This window comes from Oerskovia enterophila, from assembly GCF_044748475.1.
GTDB classification, from domain to species: Bacteria; Actinomycetota; Actinomycetes; order Actinomycetales; family Cellulomonadaceae; genus Oerskovia; species Oerskovia enterophila.
Window position 1 is genome coordinate 445,031 of the sequence record NZ_JBIVFZ010000002.1, and the last position, 24,118, is coordinate 469,148.

Below are 24,118 nucleotides of genomic sequence, written 5' to 3' on the forward strand. Positions count from 1 at the left end.
GCGCCACCCTGGTCCGCGCACGGCGCGAGGCGACGGGGTCGCTCCAGGGGGTCGACCAGCCGATCCGGCGGTCCAGGGTGTCGGGCCCTGGGCTTGCACCCTGCCGACACGGCGCCCGCGCTCCGATCACACCGAGGCGACTTCTGCACGCGGGACACTCGACCGTAACCGACTCGTTATCGATCACCAAGTCGGTGCCGCCCGCTCGCGACCCACGTCACAGGACGATCCGAGCACACCCGGACAGACCCGGACGTCGCACGTCTCTCGTCCGCGCCGACACCGAGCAGGCAGCCGGCGGGCAGTTGGCGGCATGGGAGAGGGGTGTGGCCCACGGCTCGCGCCGTGGGCCACACCCCTCGTTCGTCCGACCTCAGCCCGTGGCCGCGGTCAGGATGCCAGGACCGCTCAGAGCAGGCCGAGCTTCCGGGCGCACGCGGGCCACTGACCCCAGCCCGAGCGGGCCTGGAGGGCCTGCGCACGCTGCGTCTGCTCCGCGGCCGACGCGTCGGACGGGAGGCCGGAGCCGCCCATCGCGCGCCAGGTGCTGGCCGAGAACTGGTAGAGGCCGTAGTAGCCGTTGCCCGTGTTCGTCGCGGGGTTGCCACCCGACTCGCACCTGGCCAGCGCGGACCAGACGTCGCCGCCGACCGTGCTCGGTGCCGCTGCGGCAGGTGCGCTCGCCTTGGGGGCAGCGGCAGCTGCCTTCGGGGCCGCCGCAGCAGCCTGCGGGGCAGCCTTGGGCCGCTCCTTGGTGCCCTGCACCATGATCTTCGCGACCGGCTCGGACGTGACGCCGTCCGACACGAGCTCGCGGGACTCCTCGACGCCATCGACCGTGGTGACGTTCTCGACCTTGGTCGAGGCGCCCTCGACGCCCTCCTGCTTGACGACCGGGGCGAGGTCCGCGAAACGGTTCGCGTCCTGCTCGGTGACCGTCTCGAACGGGATGGGCGTGACGGTCGGCGTCTCAGTCACGGCGACACGCTGGACGACCAGCGAGACCGCGGGCACGTCCGACGTCTCCTCGGCCGTGCGGGCCACGGAGACGCGGTCGAGCTCGCCCAGTGCCACGCCCTGCTGGTCGAGGATCGCGTTCACGCCGATGCTGCCGTCGGGGGCCGTCTTGGTCTCGCCGTCCGCGACGACGGCGACGGGCCCGTCGGCGTCGAGACGCAGCGAGAGAGCGGCACGGCCGTCGGCGCCCGAGCGCGAGGCCACGAGGCGCACGTCGCTGCCGCGGTCCGCGAGGGTCTCGAGCGCCTCGTCGGCGTCGAGTGCCGTGAGCCACACGTCGCTCTGCTGACCGTCGGTCTGGACGGTCACCTGTCGCCCGTAGCGCACGACGACGTCGGCACCGTTCTTGAGGGGCGCGTCGGCCCCGGGGGCGATCAGGTCGCGGTCGGTCACGCGCACGTCCTGCTCGTCGAGGAGGCCCTCGACCGAGCCCGCGAACGTCGAGACCGTGGTGACCTGGCCGTCGACGTCGAGCTGGACGGTCTTCTTGGCGCTGCCGTAGGCGACTGCTCCGGTCGCGACGAGTGCGATGGCCGTCGCACCGGCGATCAGGGGCCAGCGGCGGCGCTTGGTGGCTGTGGGGGCGGAGGCCTGTGCCTCGACGCCGTCGAGAGGAGAAGGGGTCTGGGGGGTGTTGGCTGCGCTGTCGGCGCTGGCCGCGTGAGCGGTCCGGTCAATGGGGTTGTTCACTCGAGTCCAGTCGTCGAGCCTCCCGGGCACGGACTTCGGACGGCGCAGCGCGCCACCGACGGCCCTGGGCTCAAAGGAGCGTCGGGGCGGGCGTCCGAGGACGTCCTACCGCTGGTTCCGAACGACCGATCCGGCTGTCGTCTACCACCGACGGACCACTTCTCGGGCCGACAGCAGGACGCGCACCCTCCGTCCGTCTCGTCCCCGGTGATGAGCGGGTGACGACAGGGCGGGCTGCAGTGCGCGACAGTTGACCGTAACCGATCCGTTATCGAGTGCCAACCCCGCCCGGGCGCCATACCGCCGTCCTGTCCGGTTTTCTCCACCTATGTCAGGGCCCGGAGGGCTGCTGCGGAGAGAACCCTCACAGGGTCTTCGCACGGCCCGTGCTCAGTACCAGCCCTTGGCCTGCGAGTGGCTCCAGGCGCCGCACGGGGTGCCGTAGCGACCCTCGATGTACCCCAGCCCCCAGGTGATCTGGGTCGCCGGGTTGGTCCGCCAGTCGGCTCCGGCGCTGGCCATCTTGGAGCCCGGGAGCGCCTGCGGGATCCCGTAGGCACCGCTCGACCTGTTCTCCGCGGTCGCGTTCCACCTGCTCTCCTTCATCCAGAGCAGGTCGAGGCACGCGAACTGGTCGTCGCCCCAGCCACGCTGGGCCGCGAGAGACTTGGCGATCGCCTTGGAGGACCCCGGGTCGACCTTGATGGTCGACGGGTCGAGCGAACCGACCACGACGACCTCGGTGCGCGGCTCGCGCGTCACCGTGCGGTCGACCACGGTCCGCGAGACCTCGGTGCCGCCGACGGTCTGGACGGCGTAGGTCGTCACGGCCTCGCCGACCTTGCCCGACGTGCGGACGTTGCGCTGCCCCTGCGGCAGGTAGGGGTCCTTGACCTCCTCGGTCTCGAACGGGAGGGTCTCCGTGACCGTCGCAGCACCGCTCGCGGCCCGCGTGACGAGCACGAGCATGCCGTCGACCGCGGCGGCACCGAGCGGGACGGACGCCGCGTCGCCCACCGACAGGGCGATCCCCGCATGCTCCAGGACGCCCTCGACCGACGCCTCGGAGGTCGTGGCGGTCACGATCGCGCCGTCCACGGCGACGTGGACGGTCTTGAGGGTCGAGACCCGGATCTGTTCGCGACCGAGCGACTGCGAGCGCGACGCCGAGGTCATGGCCCCCTCGGCGCGCGGGCCGAGGGCCGTGAGCAGCTCACCGACCGTGCGGGCCGTCGTGACGAACGTCTGCGGCTTCCCGTCGAGCTCGAGCGAGATCTCGCGGCTCGTCCGGACGACGATGGTGCCGCCGTCGGTCGCCCGCTCGTCCGCCGCCGGTTCCACGAGGTCGGAGTCCTTGATCGCGACGTCCTGGAAGTCGAGCAGGTCGCCGACGGTCGAGCCGTACGCGCTGACCGTGCGGACCTCGCCGTCGACGTCGAGGACCACGGACTTGTGGGCGAGCGCGAAGACTCCGCTCGCCCCGACCACGGTCGCCAGGATCGCCGCCTGCGCGGCCAGGCGCCACCTACCCGTCAAAGGGCGCCTGCGCACCCCGTCGCCACCGACCACGCGACCTTCCGTTCCTGTGTCGACCTGCGTCCGGTGACGCTCCCGGCATCACGGACAAGCAGACCGTAGTGGAGACGTGACCTTCGGGGGAAGCCCGTCCGGCGCGTCGGCCACGACGCACCGCACGGCGGGGGGAACGGGGACTCGTCAGGCCGTCGCCCGAGCTGTCACCAGGGGCCGTAGACCTGCTCGGCGGTCTCGCTCAGCCGCGTGCAGACCTGCTCGAGCCCGGACCCGGTCACCTCGGCCACCTTCCGCACGGTGTGGGGCAGGAGGTAGGGCGCGTTGGGCCGTCCGCGGTAGGGGTGCGGCGTCAGGTAGGGCGCGTCGGTCTCGACCAGCACCTGGCCCAGGGGCACGGCCGCGAGAGCCGCGCGCAGCTCGTCGTTGGCGCCGAACGTCACGGGTCCCGCGAACGACAGGTACCAGCCCTGCGCGGCACAAAGCCTCGCCATCTCGGCGTCGCCCGAGAAGCAGTGGAAGACCGTCCGCTCGGGGGCGCCGTCGGCGAGGAGGACCTCGATGACCTCGGCGTGCGCGTCGCGGTCGTGGATCTGGAGCGGGAGCCCGAGCTCCTTGGCGAGCGCGACGTGCGCCCGGAACGACTCCCGCTGGACGGCCGCGCCCTGGGGGCCCGTGCGGAAGAGGTCCATGCCCGTCTCGCCGATCGCCCGGATGCGGTCGTTGTCGCGAGCGATCGCGGCGATCTCCGCGATCGCGTCGTCGAGCCCGACGGCGTGGCGCGCTTCGGGGGTCGGGACCAGCCCGTCGGGGCCTACCTCGGTCACGCCCGCGTGCAGGGTCGCCTCGTTGGGGTGGATCGCGATCGCCCCGAGGAGCGCCCGGTGCTCACGCACCAGGGCGCCCGTCAGCCGGGCCGAGGGCAGGTCGCAGCCGACCTGGACCATGCGGTCCACGCCGACCCGGGCCGCGTCCTCGACGTGCTGCGCGATCGTCGGGACCGGGACGGGTCGCCCCTCCTCGTCGACGTCGGGCAGGACGCCGGCGATCGACTCGAGGTGCGTGTGGTCGTCGACCACGGGCAGCGGCAACGCCTCGGGGGCAGGCGGCCACCCGCGCTCGCGCTTGCGCGCCATGGTCAGACGCCCTCGACGACCGGGTCCTCGAGGCGCGGGAACAGCGACGCCCCCTTGGTGACCGTGGTCCCCGCGGGCAGCACGCCGAAGCGGGCGGCGCCGTCGACCGGCTGGACCGCGAGCGCACCGAGCGGTGCCTCGGCACCGAGCGACTCCCACAGCGCCTGGGCGGCCTTCGGGGTGATCGGGTGCAGCAGCACCGCGAGCGAGCGCAGGGCCTCGGCGGCCGTGACGAGCACCGTGGCGAGGCGCCCCTCCTGGATCCAGGTGGCATCGGGCGCCGTGCCGTCACGTTCCTCGTCGAGCTTGGCGACCTTCCAGGGCTCCTGCTCGGTGAGGTACAGGTTCGTGGCGTCCACGAGCGTCCACACCGCGTTGATGGCCTCGTGGATCGCGAGCGCGTCGATCGCCTTCTCGGCGGCCTCGACCGCCTGCGCGGCGACCTGCTCGAGCGCCTGCTCCGCCGGCCCGGCGGGGCCCGCCTGCGGGAGCACGCCCCCGTAGTACTTGCCGACCATGGCCGCGACGCGCGAGGCCAGGTTGCCGAACCCGTTCGCGAGCTCGGCGTTGTAGCGCGCCGAGAGGTCCTCCCACGAGAACGACCCGTCCTGGCCGAACGCGATGGCGCGCATGAAGTAGTAGCGGAACGCGTCGGAACCGAAGTGGTCGATGATCTGGCTCGGCGCGATGCCCGTGAGCTTCGACTTGCTCATCTTCTCGCCGCCGACCAGGAGCCAGCCGTGCGCGAACACGGTCTTGGGCAGAGGCAGGCCCGCGGCCATGAGCATCGCGGGCCAGATCACCGCGTGGAAGCGCAGGATGTCCTTGCCGACCAGGTGCACGCTCGCGGGCCACGTGGCCGCGAACTTGGCCTGCTGCTCCGGGTCGTCGCTGTCCAGCCCGACGGCGGTCGCGTAGTTGAGCAGCGCGTCGAACCACACGTAGAGCACGTGCGTGGTGTCCCACGGGATGGGGATGCCCCAGTCGAACGTGTTGCGCGAGATCGAGAGGTCCTGCAGACCGCCCTTGACGAACGCGAGCACCTCGTTGCGGGCGCTGGCCGGCTGGACGAACTCGGGGTGCGCCTCGTAGAGCGCGAGCAGGCGGTCCTGGTACGCGCTCATCTTGAAGAAGTAGTTCTGCTCGGAGAGCATCTCCACGGGCTTGCTGTGGATGGGGCAGAGCTTCTGGCCCTCGTACTCGCCCGTGCCGTCGATCAGGTCACCCGGGAGCTTGTACTCCTCGCAGCCCACGCAGTACGGGCCCTCGTACGAGCCCGCGTAGATCTCGCCCTTGGTGTACAGGTCCTGGATGAAGGCCTGTACACGCTCGGTGTGGCGCGGCTGCGTGGTGCGGATGAAGTCGTCGTTGAGCGCGTCGAGCGTGTGCAGCACGGGCTTCCACGAGCTCTCGACCAGGCGGTCCGCCCACTCCTGGGGGGTCACGCCGTTGGCCTCGGCCGTGCGCATGACCTTCTGCCCGTGCTCGTCCGTCCCCGTCAGGAACCAGACCGGCTCCTGGCGCTGGCGGTGCCAGCGGGTGACGACGTCGGCCGCGACCGTCGTGTACGCGTGCCCGATGTGCGGGGCGTCGTTCACGTAGTAGATCGGGGTGGTGAGATAGAAGGTCTCCGGGGCTGCGTCAGGCATGGTCCTCATGGTAGTTGGCCGGACCCCGCCGGTGCGCCGCGGTCCGAGGAGCCTGACCGAGGCGACCGGACCGGGCCGCCGAGGGTGACCGGCCTCGTGGCTGACGGCGACCGACCAGGGCCGCCCTCAGCCCGTCGCCAGGTCGACCCGCAGCAGATGGTCGTCGCCCTGCACGGGACTCCCCCGCCCGTCGGTCTCGTTCGTCAGGACGAGCAACGCCGTCCCGCCCTCGGCGTCGCCGGCGCTCTCGGGAGCCACGACGACCGCGCGCAGCCGCCCCCACTCCCCCGTGAGCAACGCCTGCGGCGCGCCGAACGCTGCCGGCGAGGCTCCGCCGTCGGGCACCGGGCTCGCCTCGTCCTCCCCCGCCACGCCGCCCGCGAACGGGACGCGCCACAGGCGCTCCCCGCGCAGCCCCGCGACGTACACGGCGTCCGCGGCGACCGCGAGGCCGCTGGGGCTCGCGTCCGAGGTGGGCCACGTCGCGACCGGGTCGACGAACGCCGTGCCGTCCGCGGCTGCCGCCTCGCCGAGCGTCCCCTCACGGTCCGGCCAGCCGTAGTTGCCGCCCGGGACGATCACGTTGAGCTCGTCGAGCGTGCTCTGGCCGAACTCGCTCGCGAACATCCGGCCCGAGGCGTCCCATCCCAGACCCTGGACGTTGCGGTGCCCCAGGCTCCACACGCGCGAGCCGTCGGGGTTGCCGGGCGCGGCCTCGCCGTCGAGCCCGACCCGGAGGATCTTGCCCGCGAGCGAGGCCGGGTCCTGCGCCGCGCCCGACTCGGTCGCGTCGCCCGTCGCGACGTAGAGGAAGCCGTCGGGGCCGAACGCGACCTGACCGCCGTTGTGGTTGCTCGCCTTCGGGATGCCGTCGAGCACGGTCGTGAGCGCACCCAGGCTGGCCTCGTCCAGGTCGAGGCGTCCCCGCAGCACCTCGTTGCCGACCTCGCCTGTCCGGTAGACCACGACGGTCCCGTCCTCGGCGAACGTCGGCGCGACCGCGACGCCCAGCAGACCCCCCTCACCGCCGTGGTCGGTCCCGGACCCGAGGTCGTCGGCCCCCTCGCCCGTGACCGCCGTGACGTCCCCGGTTCCCGGGTCGAGGACGCTGACCGTGCCCTCGTCGCGCGACGTGCTCAGCAGGCGGCCGTCGGGCAGCGCCGCGAGCCCCCACGGCGAGGGCAGGTCGTCGATCAACGACGTCGCGGTCGCGCGGACCGTCGCGACGGACGGGGCGGGCTCGACGACCTGGCCGTCGGCGGCCGGGCTCGGGGCGGGGGCAGGCCCGTCCGAGCACGCTCCCGCGAGCAGCACGGCGAGGACGACGAGCGTCCCTGGCAGCACGCGCGCTGTGCTCATCGGACCCTCCTTGCGTGGCGGCGGCGCCCCGCGACGAGTGCGCGGGACCCCGCGCGCTGTCACTCTCGACAGAGCTCCCCTGTTCCAGGGGATCCGAGCGGCGGTACCGCACATGAGCTCGAAGGTGCTCAGCCTCATCGTCGCAGCGATCGCCTACGGCGTCACGCCGGTCGTTGCCAGCACGCGGCGATCACTCCGCCACCACGTGCCACAGGACCCCGCGGTCCGGGTCGAGCGACGGGGCCTCGAGCCCGGCCTGGGCCAGCACGACGCCCGGGAGCACGACACCCTCCTCGGCCGCGGTCCACGGCGGCAGCACCCCCGCGACGGACCGATCGACAGGGCTGACCTGGCGGACCCGGTACCGGCGCCCCGGGTCGAGCCCCGGCACGGTGACGCGTCCAGGGGGCCAGGTGATCGGCCGGTCGACCACGGCGAGCTGGAAGATCGCCTCGCGACGGTCGGTCGCCACGACGCCCTCGAGGCGCAGCGCGGGGTCGCCGAGGTCCGCGTGGACCACGTCGCCCGAGTGCAGCAGGGACCGGTGCGCCGTGTGGAACGCCACCCAGGCCCGGACCTCGTCGAGCTCGTCCGGGGAGGCCTCGAGAAGGTTCACCTCGAGCCCCAGGTGCCCCCACAGCGCGACCTGCGCCCGGAAGTCGAGCGGGTGGACACGATGCGTGGTGTGCGACTCGCGCGCGCCGATGTGCGTCCCCTGGAGCTCCGGGGGCACGAGCAGGCGGGTCCAGCGCTGGATCTCGAGCCGGTCGTGCGGGTCGTTGCAGTCCGAGGCCCAGACCCGGTCGGTGAGCTGGAGCACGCCCAGGTCCACGCGGCCGCCTCCGCTCGCGCAGGACTCGATCTCCAGGCCTGGGTGCCGCTCCTTGAGCTCGGCCATCAGCGCGTAGGCGGCCAAGGTCTGTCCCCGGACCGCCGCCACGCCCGTGGGCGTGTGCCCGGCGTCGAGCAGGTACCGGTTGTGGTCCCACTTCACGTACGCGACGCCCAGGCGGTCCACGACCTCGGACATCGCGTCCCGGACGTGGCGGTAGGCCCCGGGGTGGGTCAGGTCGAGGACGTGCTGGTAGCGCGAGGCCATGCCCGGGCCGTGCCCGGCGTCGAAGACCCACTCGGGGTGGTTCCGCGCGAGGTCGGAGTCGAGGTTGACCATCTCGGGCTCGAACCAGATCCCGAAGTCCATGCCCAGCTCGCGCACCCGGTCGGCGAGCGCGTCGATCCCGTCGGGCCAGACCGTCGGGTCCACCGTCCAGTCGCCGAGCGACGTGGTGTCGTCGCGGCGACCGGTGAACCAGCCGTCGTCGAGGACGAACCGTTCCACGCCGACCGCCGCACCGGCCTCGGCCAGGCGTTCGAGCGTCGCGAGGTCGTGCTGGAAGTAGACGGCCTCCCAGGTGTTGAGCACCACGGGCCGCGGGGTGCGGGGGTGCGTCGGACGCGACCGCATCCAGCGGTGCACCCGGTGCGAGAGGTCGTCGAGGCCCTCGCCCCACGAGCCGTAGAGCCACGGGGTCGTGCTCGTCGCTCCCGGTTCGACGACCAGCTCGCCCGGCCACGGGAGCTCACCGCCCGAGAGCCGGCGGCTCCCGGCCGGGGTGCGCTCCGCGGCGAGCGCGTGGTTGCCGCTCCAGCCCAGGTGGACGCCCCACACCCGCCCTGCCCGGTTGGCGAAGCCCTGCTCGCCCGCCAGCATCATGAAGGCGTGCTCGAGCCCCGGCTTGCCGCCCCGGGCCTCGCGCACCCAGGAACCGACGTCGAAGGGACGTCGCTGCGGGACCCGCTCGAGCGCCCAGCGTCCGGCCAGGTCGCACAGCTCGGTCGCGGTCGACGGGACCGGCAGGCCCAGCTCGAGCGCGCGGACCTCGTAGGGCTCGTCGCCCACGTTCCCCACCTCGGCCCGGACGCGGACCAGCCCCGACGCGAGGACCTCGAGCTCGACGCCCAGCGTGAGGGCGTAGGCGACGTCGGACGAGGCGACCCGCAGACGCTCGGCGTCGTCCGCCCGCTCGACCACGACGTCGTCGACCACGAACACCGGCGCCCAGTGGGCGCCCGCACGGTCGCCCACGACGCCCGGCCTCCCGAGCCACCCCTCGGCGAGCTGCGCGACGACCGGCACCGGCTGGGGGTACGTCACGGCCGAGTCGCCGATCGCGGGCGACGCCGTGGTCTCCAGGGTCGCGAGGTCGGCGTCGGTCAGGTCGCCGAGGTCGGGCCCCCAGTGGAGGATGCGCGGCAGCCGCGCGCCGCTCGTCGTCACGACGAGGCTCGTCCCGCCTCCTCGGAGGTGGACGACTGAGGTCTCGACGGTCATCTGCACTTTCCCTTCGCGCCGCTGGTCTATGTCATCCTTCCCCACGCGGACACGGGTCCGGGACCGGGAAGCGTCCACCGGAGAGCTCCGTCGGGCCCGCTGGGCCACGTTGTCAGACGTGGCCCGGGCTTGCGCCCGGCTCACTTCTGACAACTACGCCGTGGGTGCTCGGGGCCCCGCTACTGCAACCGTGTCAGCCCCTTCTTGAGGTTCCGGATCGCCTGCCCCGTGCGCTGCTCGTTCTCGATGAGCGCGAACCGCACGAACCCGTCGCCGCCCGGCCCGAACCCCACGCCCGGCGAGACCGCGACGTCGCAGCTCTCGATCACGTGCGTCGCGAACTCGATCGACCCCATCTCGCGGTACGGCTCGGGGATGCGCGCCCACGCGAACATGGTGCCCTTCGGCCGGTGGATGTCCCAGCCGATGCGGTCCAGGCCGTCGCACAGCGTGTTGCGCCGCGACTCGTAGACCGCCGAGACCTCCGTGGGGAAGTCGAGGGCCTCGTTGAGCGTCACGGTCGCCGCGATCTGGATGGGCTGGAACGTGCCGTAGTCGAGGTACGACTTGAGCTTGGCGAGCGCCCCCACGACGTCCGGGCGCCCCACGAGGAACGCGACGCGCCACCCAGCCATGGAGTACGACTTGGTCATCGAGTAGAGCTCGACCGCGACCTCCTTGGCTCCGTCGCACTCCATGATCGAGGGCGGGCGCCAGCCGTCGAACGTCATGTCGGCGTACGCGAGGTCGTGCACCAGGACCACGTCGCGCTCGCGCGCCCAGTCGACCAGGCGCTGGAGGTCCTCCTTGGTCGCGATGGTCGTGGTCGGGTTGTGCGGGAACGAGAGCACCACGACGCGCGGCTTGGGCCACCCGTACTCCCACGCCTCCATGACGCGGTCGATGTACCCCGAGGCGTCCGTGCCGTCACCGATCGCGACCTGGCGGGCGTCGGCCCCCGCGAAGTAGGGACCCCAGATGTGGATGGGGTAGCTCGGCGTGGGGACGATCGCCGCGTCGCCCGGCTGCAGCAGCACCCACATGAGGTGGCTGAAGCCCTCCTTGGCCCCGATCGTCGAGATGATCTCGGTGTCCGGGTCGAGCGTCACCCCGAACCGGCGCTGGTACATGTCCGCGGCCGCCTGCCGGAGCTTGGGGATGCCGCGAGACGCCGAGTACCGGTGGTTGCGCGTGTTGTGGACCGCCTCCGCGAGCTTGTCGACCGCGACCTGCGGGCTCGGCAGGTCGGGGTTGCCGAAGCCCAGGTCGATCACGTCACGCCCGGCGCGACGCGCCTCGAGCTTGAGCGAGTCGATGATCGTGAAGACGTACGGGGGCAGGCCGGGGATCCGGCGGAACTCCATCTCGCGTGGCATGGAGGCAGGGTACGCCTGCCGTGCGCGGGCCGTCGCCCGGTCCAGGGGCATGGTCCGTCGCCCGGTCCGGGCGCTCGGGCGGGGCTCGGGCGGGACCGGGCCAGGGCGCGGGCGGCGCCGTCAGACGGCCGTGCCCTCGATCGCCTGCACGAGCGACTGCGCGTCGCTCCAGTCCCCGGCCCACCGCTCGCCGTCGATCACGATCGTCGGCGTGCCGAAGCCTCGCGGGCCCGCGAGCGCCGGGTCGCTCGTCGCGGCCTGCGTGGCCGTGGCGACCCAGGGCGCGAACTCGGCCGCCCCGCCGTCGGCCAGCTCGGCGACGACGTCCGCCGGGACGCCGGCCGCGCGCGCGACGTCCGCGATCTGCGCGTCGCTCAGGCCCTCCGTCCCCTCCTGGGGCTGGTGCGCGAGCAGCCCTGCGTGGAAGTCCTGGAACGCGTCGGGGGCGCGGTCGGCCACGAGCGCGGCCGACGACGCGGCGCGCGTCGAGTACTGCGAGCCCTGCGAGTACCGGTCGAGGATCGCGATGGGGTGGAAGACGACGCGCACGCTCCCCGCCTCGCGCAGCGCTGCGAGGCTCTCGCCGTTGACGGCCTCGAACTGCCCGCAGATCGGGCACATGTAGTCGACGTAGACCTCGACGGTCACGGGGGCGGACTCGTCGCCCGCGCCCGCGAGCAGCCCGTGGTTCGGCGTCGCGCTCCCGGGGGCGCCGGCGTCCGGCGCCGGGCCCGCGGACGGGTCTGCGACCCCCGGTCCGGCGGGCTCTGCGGACGGGGACCCGCCGCCGGCCGCGAGGAACGCGGCGACACCCACGAGGAGCACCAGGACGAGTCCCGCGAGCACCGAGATCAGGGTCACGCGTGCGCGCCGCTGTGCGGAGGAGCGCGTGCCCACGGCCACCTGTGGCCCGACGGCGTAGCCCGCCCCGGGAGCGTACGGCGCGTACGGCGCGGCGGGGTGCGGGTACGGCGGGGCCGGCTGGGGCTGGTGCACCGCGTGTCCGCCGGGGGCGTAGGACTGCCGGCCGGTGGGCTGCTGGGCGTACGGCGGGGCTGCGTACGGAGGGGTGGGGTGGGCCGCCGCAGGAGGTGCCGGCGTGTACGGCTGCGGCTGCGGCGCGTACGGCGGGGTCGGGGCGCCGTACCCCGCAGGGGCGGCCCGGCGGGCCGCGAGCGCCGCGTCGACCGCGGGGTCGCCCCCGGCGGCGAGCCACGAGAGCAGCCCCGGATAGGCACCGGGGTGCGCGGCGACCTGGGGGCGCAGGTCGGGGAACTCGCCCGCGACCTGGGCGAGCACGGTCGGCGGGGCGGCCGGGTCCTGCACGGCGCGGAGGGCCTCGTCACGGAGCATGGTCGTCGGTCCTCGGGTCGCGCGGCAGGGTCTGGTGGCGCGGGCGACCCGCCGCCGGGCTGACGACCGGCACCGCGAGGGCTCGCGCACGCCAGGGTACGCGGCTCCTGGGCAGCCGGTGCCGCCCCGCCTCGCTCCTCGGACGGGCTCAGGTCCCCGACGACCACCCGAGGTTGCGCGCCATCTGCTCGAGCGTCGCGATCGTCCGGTCGTACTGCTCGCGCGTGATCCCCTCGGCCAGGCGCTCGCGCGAGAGCGAGACCGCGTCGAGGAGGTCGTGGTACGCGTGCTGCCCTGCGACGGTCACCTCCCACCCGGCCCCTCCCTGGGTCACCCACCCCCGGGCCTGGAGGTCCGAGATCTCCGCGCTGACCGCGGGCGCGTGCCCGCCGGGCCGGGCCGCGCCCCCGGTCGTGAACGGCGACAGGACGCTGTCGACCGTCGTGACGTCCGAGACGCCGTCCCGGACCATGTTGAGGACCTGCCAGTGACGCCGTGTCAGGCCCGTCCGCAGGAACACCTCGTCGACGTCCTGGTCGATCAGCCGGTCGACGAGCTTGAGCCAGTAGCCGATGGGCCGCTCGCCCGGGTCGCGGTCGGTCGTCGTGCCCGCCGCACTCACGCCGCCCACAGCCCCCTCGGTGCCTGCCGGGCTGTCGATCCCCTCGGACGCGCTCATGGACGGCTCCTTTGCTCGGCCTCCCGGCGTGCGGGCTGCCCGCCGGCGGTTGCTTCGTCTGGTCCCCCAGCGTACGAACGACCGGGCCCGGGCGCTCCACGAACGAACGCCTCGGTGGCAGAGTGGGGTCATGACCAGCACCGACACGACCGCCACCGGTCGCGCCCTGATCGTCGTCGACGTCCAGCCCACGTTCTGCGAGGGCGGTGAGCTCGCGGTCGAGGGCGGCAACGCCGTCGCGCAGGCCATCGCGGTCTTCGCCGCCGAGCGGCGCGCGGACTACGACCTCGTGGTGACCACGCAGGACTGGCACGTCGACCCGGGGCACCACTTCGCGACGGCCCCGGCAGTCCCCGACTTCGTCGACACGTGGCCCCCGCACGGCCTGGCCGGCACGCCCAACGCCGAGCTGCACCCGGCGCTCGCGGACCTCGCGCCCGACGCGAGCGTCAAGAAGGGCGAGTACCAGGCCGCCTACTCGGGCTTCGAGGGGGTCGACGGCGAGGGGCGCACCCTCGCGGAGCTGCTCCGGGACGCCGGGGTGTCGTCGACCGACGTGGTCGGGATCGCGGAGTCGCACTGCGTGCGGGCGACTGCACTCGACGCGCACGCGCTGGGGCTCGCGACACGCGTCCTGACCGACCTGACCGTGCCGGTCTCCGAGGACCTCGGTGCGGCGGCACGGGTCGAGCTCGCGGCGGCCGGCATCGAGCTGGCACGGTCGACCGAGGTCTAGCGACGCGTCGGAGCGCGCACGGCCCGTCCGCTCTGACCCGGCCGCGCCCGGATCAGCCCTTGCGCGCAGCCAGTGCCGCGGCGTACAGCTCGCGCTTGGGCACCCCGGTGGCGGTCGCGACCTCGGCGACGGCGTCCTTGAGGCGTTCTCCGGCATCGACCCGGGCGAGGACCTCGCTCACGAGCTCCTCGACGGACACGGCCTCGCGCGCGGGCGCCCCGGCCACGACGATGCAGATCTCGCCGCGCAGCTGCCGCTCGGCGGCCTCGGCCGCGAGCTCGCCGAGCGTGCCGCGCAGCACCTCCTCGTAGGTCTTGGTGAGCTCGCGGCACACGGCCGCGGGCCGGTCGGCACCGAACCCCTGGGCCATCGCGGCGAGCGTGTCGTCGATGCGGTGCGGGGCCTCGAAGAAGACCATGGTGCGGGCCTCGCGCGCGAGCGCCTCGAACGTGCGCGCACGCTCACCGGGCTTGCGGGGCGGGAAGCCCTCGAAGCAGAAGCGGTCGGTCGGCAGCCCGGACAGCGCGAGCGCGGTGAGGACCGCGCTGGGGCCGGGGGCCGAGGTGATGGGCAGGTCGCGCTCGACGGCCCGGGTCACGACGCGGTAGCCGGGGTCCGAGACGGACGGCATGCCGGCGTCGGTCACGATCACGACGGTCCCGCCGCCCTCGACGACGTCGAGCAGCTCGTCGGCGCGCTCGACCTCGTTGTGCTCGTGGTAGCTCACGACGCGCCCCCCGATCGGCACGCCCATGCGCGCGGCGAGGGCGTGCAGGCGGCGCGTGTCCTCGGCCGCGACGACCGCGGACTCCGCCAGGAGGCGTCGCAGCCGCGGGCTCGCGTCCTCGACGTTGCCGATGGGGGTCGCGGCGAGGACGAGGTGCCCGTCGTCGCGCGGCCGACGACCTGCGGGCGCGTCGTCGAGCTCGTCGGGGGTGTCCTCGCTCTCCTGCCCGACGGCGTCGCTCACCTCGCGCGCCACGTCCTCGCCTTCCGCAGGGGCCTCGAACGGGTCGGGAACGGGGGTGGGGTGCGCGTGGCTCATACCCCCTAGCGTTCCACGTCCTACGATGGCCGACGTGCCCCAGCCCTCCGCCGACCCCACGCCCGCAGCCCCCGGTCCAGGTCCGGGGAGCGACTCCCCGTTCCCGGTGGCCAGGGTCGAGGCCGAGGAGGAGGTCGGGCTGTCGGTGCGCGACCGCCTCCTGCTCAAGCTCCTGGGAGCGCGCCGCCTCGCGCTGGGGTCGACGCCCCAGGACCGCCTGTGGGGGTGGCTCGGACCCGCGCTGGTCGCGCTGCTGGCCGGTGGCCTGCGCCTGTGGGACCTGGGGCGCCCCGGCAACCTCGTGTTCGACGAGACGTACTACGTCAAGCAGGCCTACACGCTCCTGCGGGTGGGATTCGAGGCCAAGTGGCCCGAGGACCCCAACCCCGCGTTCGAGGCCGGGAACGTCGACACGTTCCTGAACCTGCCCGACTACGTGGTCCACCCGCCCCTCGGCAAGTGGATGATCGCGGGCGGCATGCAGCTCTTCGGCGGGGCCGAGAACCCGTGGTCGTGGCGCATCTCGACCGCGCTCGTCGGGATCCTCGCGGTGTTCCTGCTGGCCCGGATCGCGCGCCGCCTGTTCGCCTCGACCGCGATGGGCGTCCTGGCGGGCGGGCTGCTCGCGATCGACGGGTTGGCGATCGTGCACTCGCGCACGGGGCTGCTCGACAACTTCCTCATGTTCTGGGTGCTCGTCGCGTTCGGCTTCCTCCTGCTCGACCGCGAGCAGGCGCGACGTCGGCTCGCGGACCGGGTCGCTGCCCTCGTCGACTCGGGTCGGGAGATCGGCCGCTACGGTCCGCGGCTGGGGTGGCGCTGGTGGCGCTTCGCAGCGGCCGTCTCGCTCGGTCTCGCGTGCGGGGTCAAGTGGTCGGGCCTGTACTTCCTCGCGGTCTTCGCCCTGCTGTCGGTGCTGTGGGACGCCACGGCGCGCCGCACCGTCGGTATCAAGAGGTGGTGGGAGGACGCGCTGCTCGCCGACGCGGTCCCGGCCGCGCTCGTCATGCTGCCCACAGCGGCGCTCACCTATCTCGCGACCTGGTTCTCGTGGTTCCGCTCACCGAGCTCGTACATGCGCGACTGGGCCGCGGAGCATCCGGGCGAGGGCGTGCAGTGGCTCCCCGAGGCGCTGCGCTCGCTGTGGGCCTACCACCAGAAGATGTGGGACTTCCACACGGGGCTCAGCGCCGAGCACTCGTACGCGTCGAAGCCCATCGGCTGGATCGTGCAGTGGCGACCCACGTCCTTCTACTACCGCGACGGGTCCGACGGCGTGACGGGCTGCGGCTACGACGAGTGCGCACGGGTCATCACCTCGCTGGGCAACCCGGTCCTGTGGTGGTCGGCCGCACTCGCGATCGTGGCCACGGTCGTGCTCCTCGTGTGGCGCAAGGACTGGCGCGCGACGGCCGTGCTGAGCGGCCTGGTCGCGGGCTGGCTCCCCTGGTTCGCGTACCCGGACCGCACGATCTTCACGTTCTACGCGATCGTGTTCACCCCGTGGGTGGTCCTCGCGCTCGTCTACGTCGTGACGGTCCTGCTCGAGGCCACCGACCGGGACCGGACGGCCCGTGGCTGGGTCGTCTGGGGCGTGACCGCACTGCTCACCGTGATCGTCGTGATGAGCATCTTCTTCTACCCGATCTGGACGGCCATGAACGTCCCCGAGTGGTTCTGGCGCCTGCACATGTGGCTTCCCAGCTGGATCTAGCTGTCGCTCGTCGGGCGCGGCCTGCCCGTGCCCGACGAGCCGACGTCGTGAACCGAGCACGGGGTGGGGGGCCGAGCATGCGGTCGTCGATCCCAGGATCGTGGACGACGACCGCATGCTCGGCACCGCGGGGCGGTCAGCGCCGCAGGGGCGCGGACTACGACCAGTCGACCTGCGGCGTCTCGTGGAACGACAGGCCCTCGCGACGCCACGTCGCGGCCTCCGCCACGACGCGGGCGCGGTAGTCGTCCCAGTCCTTGCGCTCGGGCGCGGTCCACGCGACCTCGGCGACCGCGGACAGGCGGGGCAGGAGCATGAGGAAGAGCTCCTCCTGGGTCGAGAGGGTCTCGGTCCACACCGCGGCCTCGACCCCCTCGATCTGGTCGACGGGCAGGCCTTCGATGACCTCGGCCGGGTCCCAGTCGTACGCGGTGCGCAGCTCGATGAGGCCTGCCCAGTCCTGACCCAGGGGGTACTCGGCGGTGTACTTCATGTCGAGGTAGGCACGGTTGCCGGGGGACATGATGAAGCGCGAGCCGCGGGCCGCCGCGGCGAGGAACGGGGCGCTGTCGACCCGGTTGTCCCAGTACTGCAGGAGCGTGTCCGGGCGGGTCCCGGCCTGGGCCGCCTCCTGCCACGTGATGGTCTTCTTGCCCGTCTCGGCCACGATCTCCTCGAGCAGCGCGATGAACTGCGCGTACTCCTCGGCGCCCAGCGTGAGCGCCTCGTCACCGCCCACGTGGAGGTACTCGCCGTCGGTGATCGCGGCGACGTCCGCGAGGACCTCGCGCAGGAACGGCTCGGTCGCGGGCAGGTCGTACGTGAGCTGCGAGAACCCGACCTCGATGCCCTCGTAGGGTGCGGTGCGCTGACCGTCGACCCGCAGCTCGCCGTAGACCGAGGTCGCGGCGTTGGTGTGCCCGGGGAGGTCGATCTCCGGGACGATCGTCACGAAGCGGTCTGCGGCGTAGTCCTGCAGGTGCCGGAAGTCGGCGAGGCTCAGGTGCCCGCCGGCCGTGCCGCTCGTGGAGGTCTCGGACGCGAGCTTCGCGAGCTCGGGGCGCGACGGCGTCTCGATGCGCCAGCCCTGGTCGTCGGTGAGGTGCAGGTGCAGGACGTTGAGCTTGTACGAAGCGAGGACGTCGATCACGAGCTCGATCTGCCGCACGGGGAAGAAGTTGCGGGCCACGTCGAACGAGAGACCTCGCCACGCGAAGCGCGGGGCGTCGTGCACGACGACGGCGCTCACCTCGGGGCCGTGCTCGCCCTCGGTCACGAGCCGGCGGAGCGTCTGGACCGCGTGGAACAGGCCGACCGGTGCGGTGGCCGTCAGGACGGCACCCGAACCGTCGGTCTCGAGCGTGTAGCGCTCGGGGCTGTCCGAGCCGGAGGGGCCCGCGACAGCGGCGAGCCGCAGCGCGACGGAGGGGGCGCCGTCGGGCACGGAGCCCACGACGGCGACCTGCGTGCCCGCGGCACGCGTCAGGAGGTCCGCGGCGTAGGCCGCGACCCGCTGCTCGGCCTCGGTGGGCCCGGCCACGAGGACGGCACCCTCGAGCGGGAACGCGGCACCGTTCACCGGGGACTCGACGTGCAGGGGCTGGGGGATGATGGCGACCATCGGGGGGACCTCGTCGTCGTTCGTCTCTCGACCCGACCGTGTCGAATCGATTCGTCTGTTCTGGTCGACATACCGTAGCCGCCCCGGCAGGTGCGGACAAGCGACCTCCTGCAAGGGCCCGTGCCCTACTCCACGACGACGACGAGCGGTGCTCCGGCACCGGCACCGGCAGCGGCGGGGCCTGCGGTCGCGTCACCCACCATGTCCGTCCAGCCCCACCACGTCACCCCGGGGACGGCGGCGGTGAGCTCGTTCCAGGCCCTCTCCCGCGCGGCGGACGAACCCTTGACGTCGGAGTGGAGCACCACGGCCACGGCGTCGTCGGTCGTCGACAACGACTGCGCCTCGGTCAGCGCGCCGGGCCGCGAGACGTGCACCACGAGCATCTTCTGCGGCAGGGCCTTGCCCTCCACGAGTCCTGCGAGGTAGTCGACGACCGCGTCGACCTCCTGCGCGGGGACCACGCCGTCCTTCTTGACCGCACCGCTCGCCCGTCGCGCGTCGAGGTCGAGCGAGACACCCACTCCGGGCAGGGACAGCAGGTCCGCGTACTGCCGGACCTGCTCGTCGAACGTCGCCTTCCCCGGCTGGAACTCGAGGAGCACGTGCTGGCCCGCGCCGAGGGCCGCCTCGACCGCGGGACGCACGGCATCGACCGTGAGCTCGGTCGAGTAGTTCCCGTCCTTGCCCGCAGCCCCGGACGCCTCCGTGACGACCAGCTCGAGCGTCGGGACCGTCACGGTCCTGTCGGTCTCGCCCGACTCGCCCGCGACCGCGACGTACGGTTCGGCGCGAGCCGCGGCCCGCTCGACGACGTCGGTGATCTTGGCGGGGGTCGCCGGGACGGTCGTCCCCGGCAGGACGACGTAGCGCTTGCCCGCCGTGACGAGCTGCCCGCCGCCCGTGAGCTCGACGCCCGTCTCGGCCGACCGGACGCGGGCGGTCAGCTGTTCGACCGTCCCGAACGACTCACCGATCCCGACGACCGCGAGCGCCTTGGCCTGCGCCATGGCCTGGACCGAGACGCTCGAGGCCCGGGGGTCGCCGCCGGGGACCGCGAGCGGGACCACGCCCGCGGCCTGTGCCGTGGCGAGCGCCGCCGCCTGCCCCGGGGTCTGGTCGACCAGCGCGAGCACCTCGGTCAGGAGACGCGGGGACTCGGTCTCGGGAAGCTGTTCCTGGACCTCCGCGAGGTCCCTGTCGTCGATCTCGATCCCGCCGTCCTGGGTCTCGACGAGCGCCCCGGCCCCGAGGAGCACCGTCTGCAGCTCCGGGTCGATCGCCCGGGCGGTCGCGCGCGCTTCCTTCTCGAGGTCCTCGGACGACGACAGGGACGAGATCGCGGCGACCCCCGCCGCGCCGGAGGTACCGGACGTGCCCGCCGCGTCGACCCGCGGGGCCGGGTCGGGCGTCACGACGACGGCCGTGACCGCGCCGAGCCGGGCGATCTCCTTGGCGAGACCGCTGTCCGCGATGGCCCCGCCGGTGAGCAGGACGGGAGCGTGGAGCGGGAGCGCGGCCGCGGCCGCGGCCGCCTGCGCGGTCTCGTCCTCCGCGTCGGCCAGGATCACGACCGGTGCGGAGGCGAAGAACGCCTGGCTCGCCGTGAGCGTGAGCTCGGCAGGGTCGCTCGAGCCGAGGACGACGACGGGCGCGACCTCCTCGGCCGCGACCACGCGCAGCCCACCGTCGGGGACCTCGGCCGTGCTCGCTGGACCGCTCTCCTCCCCACATCCGGCCAGCAGCGGGGTCGCCACCAGGGCAGAGGCGGCAAGAGCGACGATTCGGACCTTCCGTGAATTCACGTCTCTATCATCGCCTACCTGGTCTGTCGCGCCGAGTCGTGGGCGAGTCGTGGACATCCGGGGCGACCCGCGGCGCCCCAGGAGGCCCGACGGCGCCGCACCCGACACGGGGTGTCCTCACCGTTGTCGTGGGTCCTCGGGCACGACATACTGTCGGCGATCATCGACCGCACCACGAGGAGTGACATGTCCTACCCCGAGCAGCCCGAGCAGAACCCGTCCGGTCAGCCGAACCCGTACGCCGGCGGCCCCCAGGACCCTGCTGCCGGTCAGGCACCCCAGGCTCCCCAGTACGGTGCCCCGCAGGCCCCGCAGTACGGCGCGCCGGCGCCCGGCGCCCCCCAGGCCCCCTACGGCGCGGGCGCCCCGCAGGCGCCGTACACCCCCGGTGGCGTCCCCGGCGCACCGGCCCAGGACCCGGGCAAGACGCTCGGCATCGTCGGGCTCGTGCTCTCGATCATCGGCTGCACGTCGCTCATCGGCCTGATCCTGAGCATCGTCGCCCTCAACAAGTCCAAGAAGGCCGGCTACAAGAACGGCATCGCGCTCGCGGGCGTCATCGTCGGTGCTGTCCTGCTCGTCGTGAGCATCGTCGTCGGGATCGTCCTCGGGCTCGGTGCGGCGGAGCTCATCGAGAAGTGCGCCGAGCTCGGAGCCGGCACGCACTACGTCGACGGGGTCACCTACACCTGCTCCTGACCTCTCCGCACGACGCCCGTGGGCCCCAGCCGTTCGCCGGTCGGGGCCCACGGGCGTTCCTGGACGGGCACCGGGCGGGACCGCCGCTCGGCCATACTGGAGACGGTCGGTCGGCGGACCGTGGCGGCCCGCCGAACGTCCACCGCACCCGCAGCACCAGACCGCATACCCGGGCACGTCGCCCCGACGAGCGCCCGCACCGACCGTGAGGACCCCCGTGACCCAGACCGAGCCGATCACCCCCACCCCCGGCAAGACCCTGGGCATCGTGGCGCTCGTGCTGTCGATCCCCCTGTCGCTGGTCGGGCTGGTCCTGGGGATCGTGGGACTCGTCAAGGCGCGCCGGGCTAACCGGCACAACTGGTGGGCCGTGGCCGCGATCACCGTCTCGTTCCTCGTGATCGTGGCCATCGTGATCTGGGCCGCGACGCTGGTCTGGCTCATGGGCGAGTGCGCCGAGCTCGGCCCGGGGATCCACGAGGTCGACGGGCGTCCGATCGAGTGCGTCGCTCCCGCCGGGTCCTGACCGGCACGTCCCACCCCTCGGCCCGCCCGGCCCCGCTCCCGCCGCCCTCAGACCGACGGCGCGAGGTCCGGGCTCTGGACGCACAGCGCCCCACGTGCCGCACCCGCGCGCAGCGCCTCGACGATCGTCGCCTCCGACAGGTACGCGTCGAGGAACCCCGCGAAGAAGGCGTCCCCCGCCCCGTTGGTGTCCACGACGCGCTCGACCGCCACGGCAGGCACGTCGAACCACTCGCCGTCCGCCGTCAGGGCGCTCGCTCCCCGGGCTCCGTGCGTGCAGACCACGAGCCGCGCGCCGGCCGCCACCCGCTGCTCCATGAACGCGCGGTATCCCGGCAGCCGGTCCGAGCTGAGGAAGAGGAACGTCGCGGCGTCGAGGAACTCGCGGTGGAACGTGGCCTCGCCGTCGTAGTCGTGCACGTCGCACCACACGTCCTTGCCCAGGCGCCGCGCCTCACGCAGCAGCGGCAGTGCGGGCACCGCGAGGTCGATCACGACCGCCGGGGCGGCGCTCAGCGCCGCGACCGCGGCCGCCCAGGTCTCGCCACGAGGCACGTCGCCCGGGGCCTGGAGGTAGATCGACAGCCGCTCGCCCGCGCCACCCATGAGGTTGAGGTGCCGCTCGGTCCGGCCGTCCGGGTCCGGCTCCACGAGGAGCATGACCCCCGCCCCTCGCAGGACGTCCTCGACACGGGGAGCGACGTCGTCGGACCCCAGGACCGTGCGCAGCGTGACCGCGCGCCCCAGCGCGCGCAGGTTGAGCGCCTTGCCCGCCGACGTGCCGCCCACCGTGGCGAGGTGGCGCTGCGCGAAGAGCGTCTGCGAGCGGGGCTCGGGCAGGGCGTCGAGGTAGACGAGCTCGTTCCAGGACACGGGGCCGGCGACGAAGACCGGGGCGGGCTGATGTTCCATGCCGCCCGACGCTACTCGGCGTCGCCCGCCGCGACGGTCGGCTCGGGCGCGGGGCGCTCCGGCGCGTCGACACCGGTCCCTGGAGCACCCTGCTCGCGGTCCCGGTCCGAGAGCTGGGCCTCGAACATCGTGTAGTACCTGCCTCGCAGGGCCACGAGCTCGGCGTGCGTCCCCTGCTCGGCGACCACGCCGTCGGCGAGCATGTAGATCACGTCGGCCTTCTCGATGGTCGCGAGCCGGTGGCTGATCGCGATGATGGTGCGCGACCTGTCCGCGAACAGGCGACGGAAGATGTGCGCCTCGGCCAGGGCGTCGATCGCCGACGTCGGCTCGTCCATGATGACCACGGGCGCGGCCCGGTAGAAGTTGCGCGCGAGCGCGAGGCGCTGCCACTGACCGCCCGAGAGCTGTGTGCCGCGCTTGCGGCTGCCCTTCTCCTCCATCCAGTTGCTCAGGTACGAGTCGATCCCGCGCGGGAGCTTCTCGAGGAACTCCTTGGCCTCGGCGTCGTGCGCGGCGGCCAGCGCGCGCTCACGGCTGGGCGGGTCCTCGATGTCGCCGTACTGGATGTTCTCGAGGGCCGTCGCGAAGTCGTACTTGAGGTAGTCCTGCTGGAGCACCGCGAGCTGCTCGTGCCAGGAGTTCACGTCGAGCTCCTGGAGGTCCACGCCGTCGAGCCGGACCGCTCCCGTCGTGGGCGCGTAGAGGCCCACGAGGATCTTGACGAGCGTCGACTTGCCCGCGCCGTTCTCGCCGACGATCGCGACGTGCCGCCCGCGGTGGATGGTCAGCGAGACACCCTTGAGGACGTCGACGTCGGAGCCCGTGTAGCGGAACGTGACGTCCTCGACCGCGATGGTCTCCGGCGCCGCAGCAAGCTGACGTTCACGCTCACCCCGCACGGGCAGCGCCATGAACGCCTCGTAGTCGAACAGGTTCGCGAGGTCCTCGTCGATGCTGCTGAGCGAGTCCACCAGGCCGTTCGCACTGTCCAGCGCGCGCGAGACGACCTGCTGGACCAGCACGAACTGCCCCACGGGCTGGGCCTGGAGCACGATCTGGCGCACGACCCAGACCAGGGCCGTGACCTCGGCCGCCGCCTGGAGGCCGTCGCCCAGGAGCTGCTTGGGGATGTACGTCTTCTCGAACTCCATGCGACGTTTCTCGTCCTCGTCGCGCAGCTCGCGGCGCAGCCCCAGCAGGTGGCGGACCATGCCGTAGACGCGCAGCTCGGAGATGTACTGGGGCTGGAGCAGGCCGCGCTCGATCATGCCGCGCCGACGCCGCACCTCGATGTGGGAGTTCCAGTGCGCGATCTGGGCCCGGGACAGCTTGAACTGCAGGTACACGCTCGGCAGGATCGCGACGAGCACGATCAGCGCGATCCACCAGCTCACGAAGAACAGCGTCACGACCGACAGGACGACCGAGACGACCTGCGTGAAGATCGTGGCGAGCCGGTCCAGCACGCGGGGGTACGCCTCGGAGAACCGCTTGGCGCGGTCGAACAGGTCGACCGTCTCCTTGTCGTCGTAGCGCCAGAACTCGAGCGACATGAAGCGCTCGAACATCATGTCGGAGACCTTGGCGCCCACCTTGTACTGCATCGAGCGCTGGATGTAGCGGTCCACGCTGTTGAACGCGACCATGAACAGCCCCAGGGCCGCCGTGACGATCACGTACACGATCGCCCGGTTGCCCGCGCCGTCGGTGCCCGCGTACGCGTCCGCGAGCGCCGTCGTGGTCAGCGCCGCGAAGAACGTCGTCACGAGCGGGAGCGCGGCCGCCACGATCGACCCGACCACCTTCATGGTCACCGCGAGCGGCGACGTGCGCGCCGAGAGCCGGACGATCTCCGACAGTGCGCGGACGTACTGGGCGGGCTCAAGCTTCTTGGGCCGGACAGCGCCCTCGGTCGTCATCCGACCATCGTAGGAACC

Annotated in this window: 18 protein-coding genes; 4 read left to right on the forward strand and 14 right to left on the reverse strand. The window is 73.0% G+C overall.

Annotated elements, in window-relative coordinates:
* Nucleotides 1-408 precede the first annotated feature (408 nt).
* The 9 genes from ACIPWA_RS06585 to ACIPWA_RS06625 all read right to left on the reverse strand — a co-directional run bounded on the left by ACIPWA_RS06585 (nt 409) and on the right by ACIPWA_RS06625 (nt 13,121).
* On the reverse strand, nt 409-1,707 hold the full coding sequence (locus tag ACIPWA_RS06585; RefSeq protein WP_400288960.1) for a transglycosylase family protein: 1,299 nt from the start codon (nt 1,705-1,707) through the stop codon (nt 409-411).
* 390 nt (nt 1,708-2,097) lie between these two features.
* Nucleotides 2,098-3,243 carry an aggregation-promoting factor C-terminal-like domain-containing protein gene (locus ACIPWA_RS06590; protein ID WP_400288962.1) on the reverse strand — a complete coding sequence of 382 codons (1,146 nt, stop codon included), beginning with the start codon at nt 3,241-3,243 and terminating at the stop codon, nt 2,098-2,100.
* 200 nt (nt 3,244-3,443) lie between these two features.
* Complete coding sequence (locus tag ACIPWA_RS06595) at nt 3,444-4,373, reverse strand: TatD family hydrolase (protein ID WP_400288965.1); 930 nt, start codon at nt 4,371-4,373, stop codon at nt 3,444-3,446.
* Between the two features lie 2 nt (nt 4,374-4,375).
* Nucleotides 4,376-6,022 (reverse strand): methionine--tRNA ligase, encoded by a 1,647-nt coding sequence (metG, locus tag ACIPWA_RS06600; RefSeq protein WP_400288968.1) that lies wholly within the window; start codon nt 6,020-6,022, stop codon nt 4,376-4,378.
* A gap of 126 nt (nt 6,023-6,148) precedes the next feature.
* Nucleotides 6,149-7,381 (reverse strand): PQQ-dependent sugar dehydrogenase, encoded by a 1,233-nt coding sequence (locus ACIPWA_RS06605; RefSeq protein ID WP_400288971.1) that lies wholly within the window; start codon nt 7,379-7,381, stop codon nt 6,149-6,151.
* Nucleotides 7,382-7,571: 190 nt separating this feature from the next.
* Entirely contained in the window at nt 7,572-9,713 is a 2,142-nt protein-coding gene (locus ACIPWA_RS06610) for an alpha-galactosidase (protein ID WP_400288974.1), read from the reverse strand.
* Nucleotides 9,714-9,892: 179 nt separating this feature from the next.
* Entirely contained in the window at nt 9,893-11,089 is a 1,197-nt protein-coding gene (locus ACIPWA_RS06615; RefSeq protein WP_056646620.1) for an aminotransferase class I/II-fold pyridoxal phosphate-dependent enzyme, read from the reverse strand.
* A 120-nt stretch (nt 11,090-11,209) separates the two neighbouring features.
* Nucleotides 11,210-12,442, reverse strand: coding sequence for a DsbA family protein (locus ACIPWA_RS06620; RefSeq protein ID WP_400288976.1), 1,233 nt, complete (start codon nt 12,440-12,442; stop codon nt 11,210-11,212).
* A gap of 148 nt (nt 12,443-12,590) precedes the next feature.
* Nucleotides 12,591-13,121, reverse strand: coding sequence for a hypothetical protein (locus tag ACIPWA_RS06625; protein WP_400288979.1), 531 nt, complete (start codon nt 13,119-13,121; stop codon nt 12,591-12,593).
* Between the two features lie 130 nt (nt 13,122-13,251).
* Between ACIPWA_RS06625 and ACIPWA_RS06630 the strand changes: the two genes are divergently transcribed.
* Nucleotides 13,252-13,857, forward strand: a complete 606-nt coding sequence (locus ACIPWA_RS06630) for an isochorismatase family protein (protein ID WP_400288981.1) — start codon at nt 13,252-13,254, stop codon at nt 13,855-13,857.
* A 52-nt stretch (nt 13,858-13,909) separates the two neighbouring features.
* Here the strand turns inward: ACIPWA_RS06630 and rsmI are convergent, their stop codons facing one another.
* Entirely contained in the window at nt 13,910-14,902 is a 993-nt protein-coding gene (rsmI, locus tag ACIPWA_RS06635; RefSeq protein WP_400288983.1) for a 16S rRNA (cytidine(1402)-2'-O)-methyltransferase, read from the reverse strand.
* A 25-nt stretch (nt 14,903-14,927) separates the two neighbouring features.
* On the opposite strand from rsmI, the gene ACIPWA_RS06640 reads away from it, so the two are divergent.
* Nucleotides 14,928-16,616 carry a dolichyl-phosphate-mannose--protein mannosyltransferase gene (locus tag ACIPWA_RS06640; RefSeq protein WP_400288985.1) on the forward strand — a complete coding sequence of 563 codons (1,689 nt, stop codon included), beginning with the start codon at nt 14,928-14,930 and terminating at the stop codon, nt 16,614-16,616.
* 157 nt (nt 16,617-16,773) lie between these two features.
* On the opposite strand, the gene ACIPWA_RS06645 is transcribed toward ACIPWA_RS06640, so the two are convergent.
* Together ACIPWA_RS06645 and ACIPWA_RS06650 are read right to left on the reverse strand one after the other, a co-directional pair.
* A complete protein-coding gene (locus ACIPWA_RS06645; protein ID WP_400288987.1) occupies nt 16,774-18,237 on the reverse strand; it encodes a family 20 glycosylhydrolase in 1,464 nt (487 codons plus the stop codon).
* Between the two features lie 125 nt (nt 18,238-18,362).
* Complete coding sequence (locus tag ACIPWA_RS06650) at nt 18,363-20,042, reverse strand: hypothetical protein (RefSeq protein WP_400288989.1); 1,680 nt, start codon at nt 20,040-20,042, stop codon at nt 18,363-18,365.
* Nucleotides 20,043-20,228: 186 nt separating this feature from the next.
* On the opposite strand from ACIPWA_RS06650, the gene ACIPWA_RS06655 reads away from it, so the two are divergent.
* Both ACIPWA_RS06655 and ACIPWA_RS06660 read left to right on the forward strand, forming a co-directional pair.
* Nucleotides 20,229-20,741 (forward strand): DUF4190 domain-containing protein, encoded by a 513-nt coding sequence (locus ACIPWA_RS06655; protein ID WP_400288991.1) that lies wholly within the window; start codon nt 20,229-20,231, stop codon nt 20,739-20,741.
* Between the two features lie 217 nt (nt 20,742-20,958).
* Nucleotides 20,959-21,267, forward strand: coding sequence for a hypothetical protein (locus ACIPWA_RS06660; protein ID WP_400288993.1), 309 nt, complete (start codon nt 20,959-20,961; stop codon nt 21,265-21,267).
* A 47-nt stretch (nt 21,268-21,314) separates the two neighbouring features.
* On the opposite strand, the gene ACIPWA_RS06665 is transcribed toward ACIPWA_RS06660, so the two are convergent.
* Together ACIPWA_RS06665 and ACIPWA_RS06670 are read right to left on the reverse strand one after the other, a co-directional pair.
* Nucleotides 21,315-22,178, reverse strand: a complete 864-nt coding sequence (locus ACIPWA_RS06665) for a carbohydrate kinase family protein (protein WP_400288995.1) — start codon at nt 22,176-22,178, stop codon at nt 21,315-21,317.
* Between the two features lie 11 nt (nt 22,179-22,189).
* The gene (locus ACIPWA_RS06670; RefSeq protein WP_400288997.1) at nt 22,190-24,100 is read right to left on the reverse strand and encodes an ABC transporter ATP-binding protein; all 1,911 of its coding nucleotides are present in this window, start codon (nt 24,098-24,100) and stop codon (nt 22,190-22,192) included.
* Nucleotides 24,101-24,118: the final 18 nt, after the last annotated feature.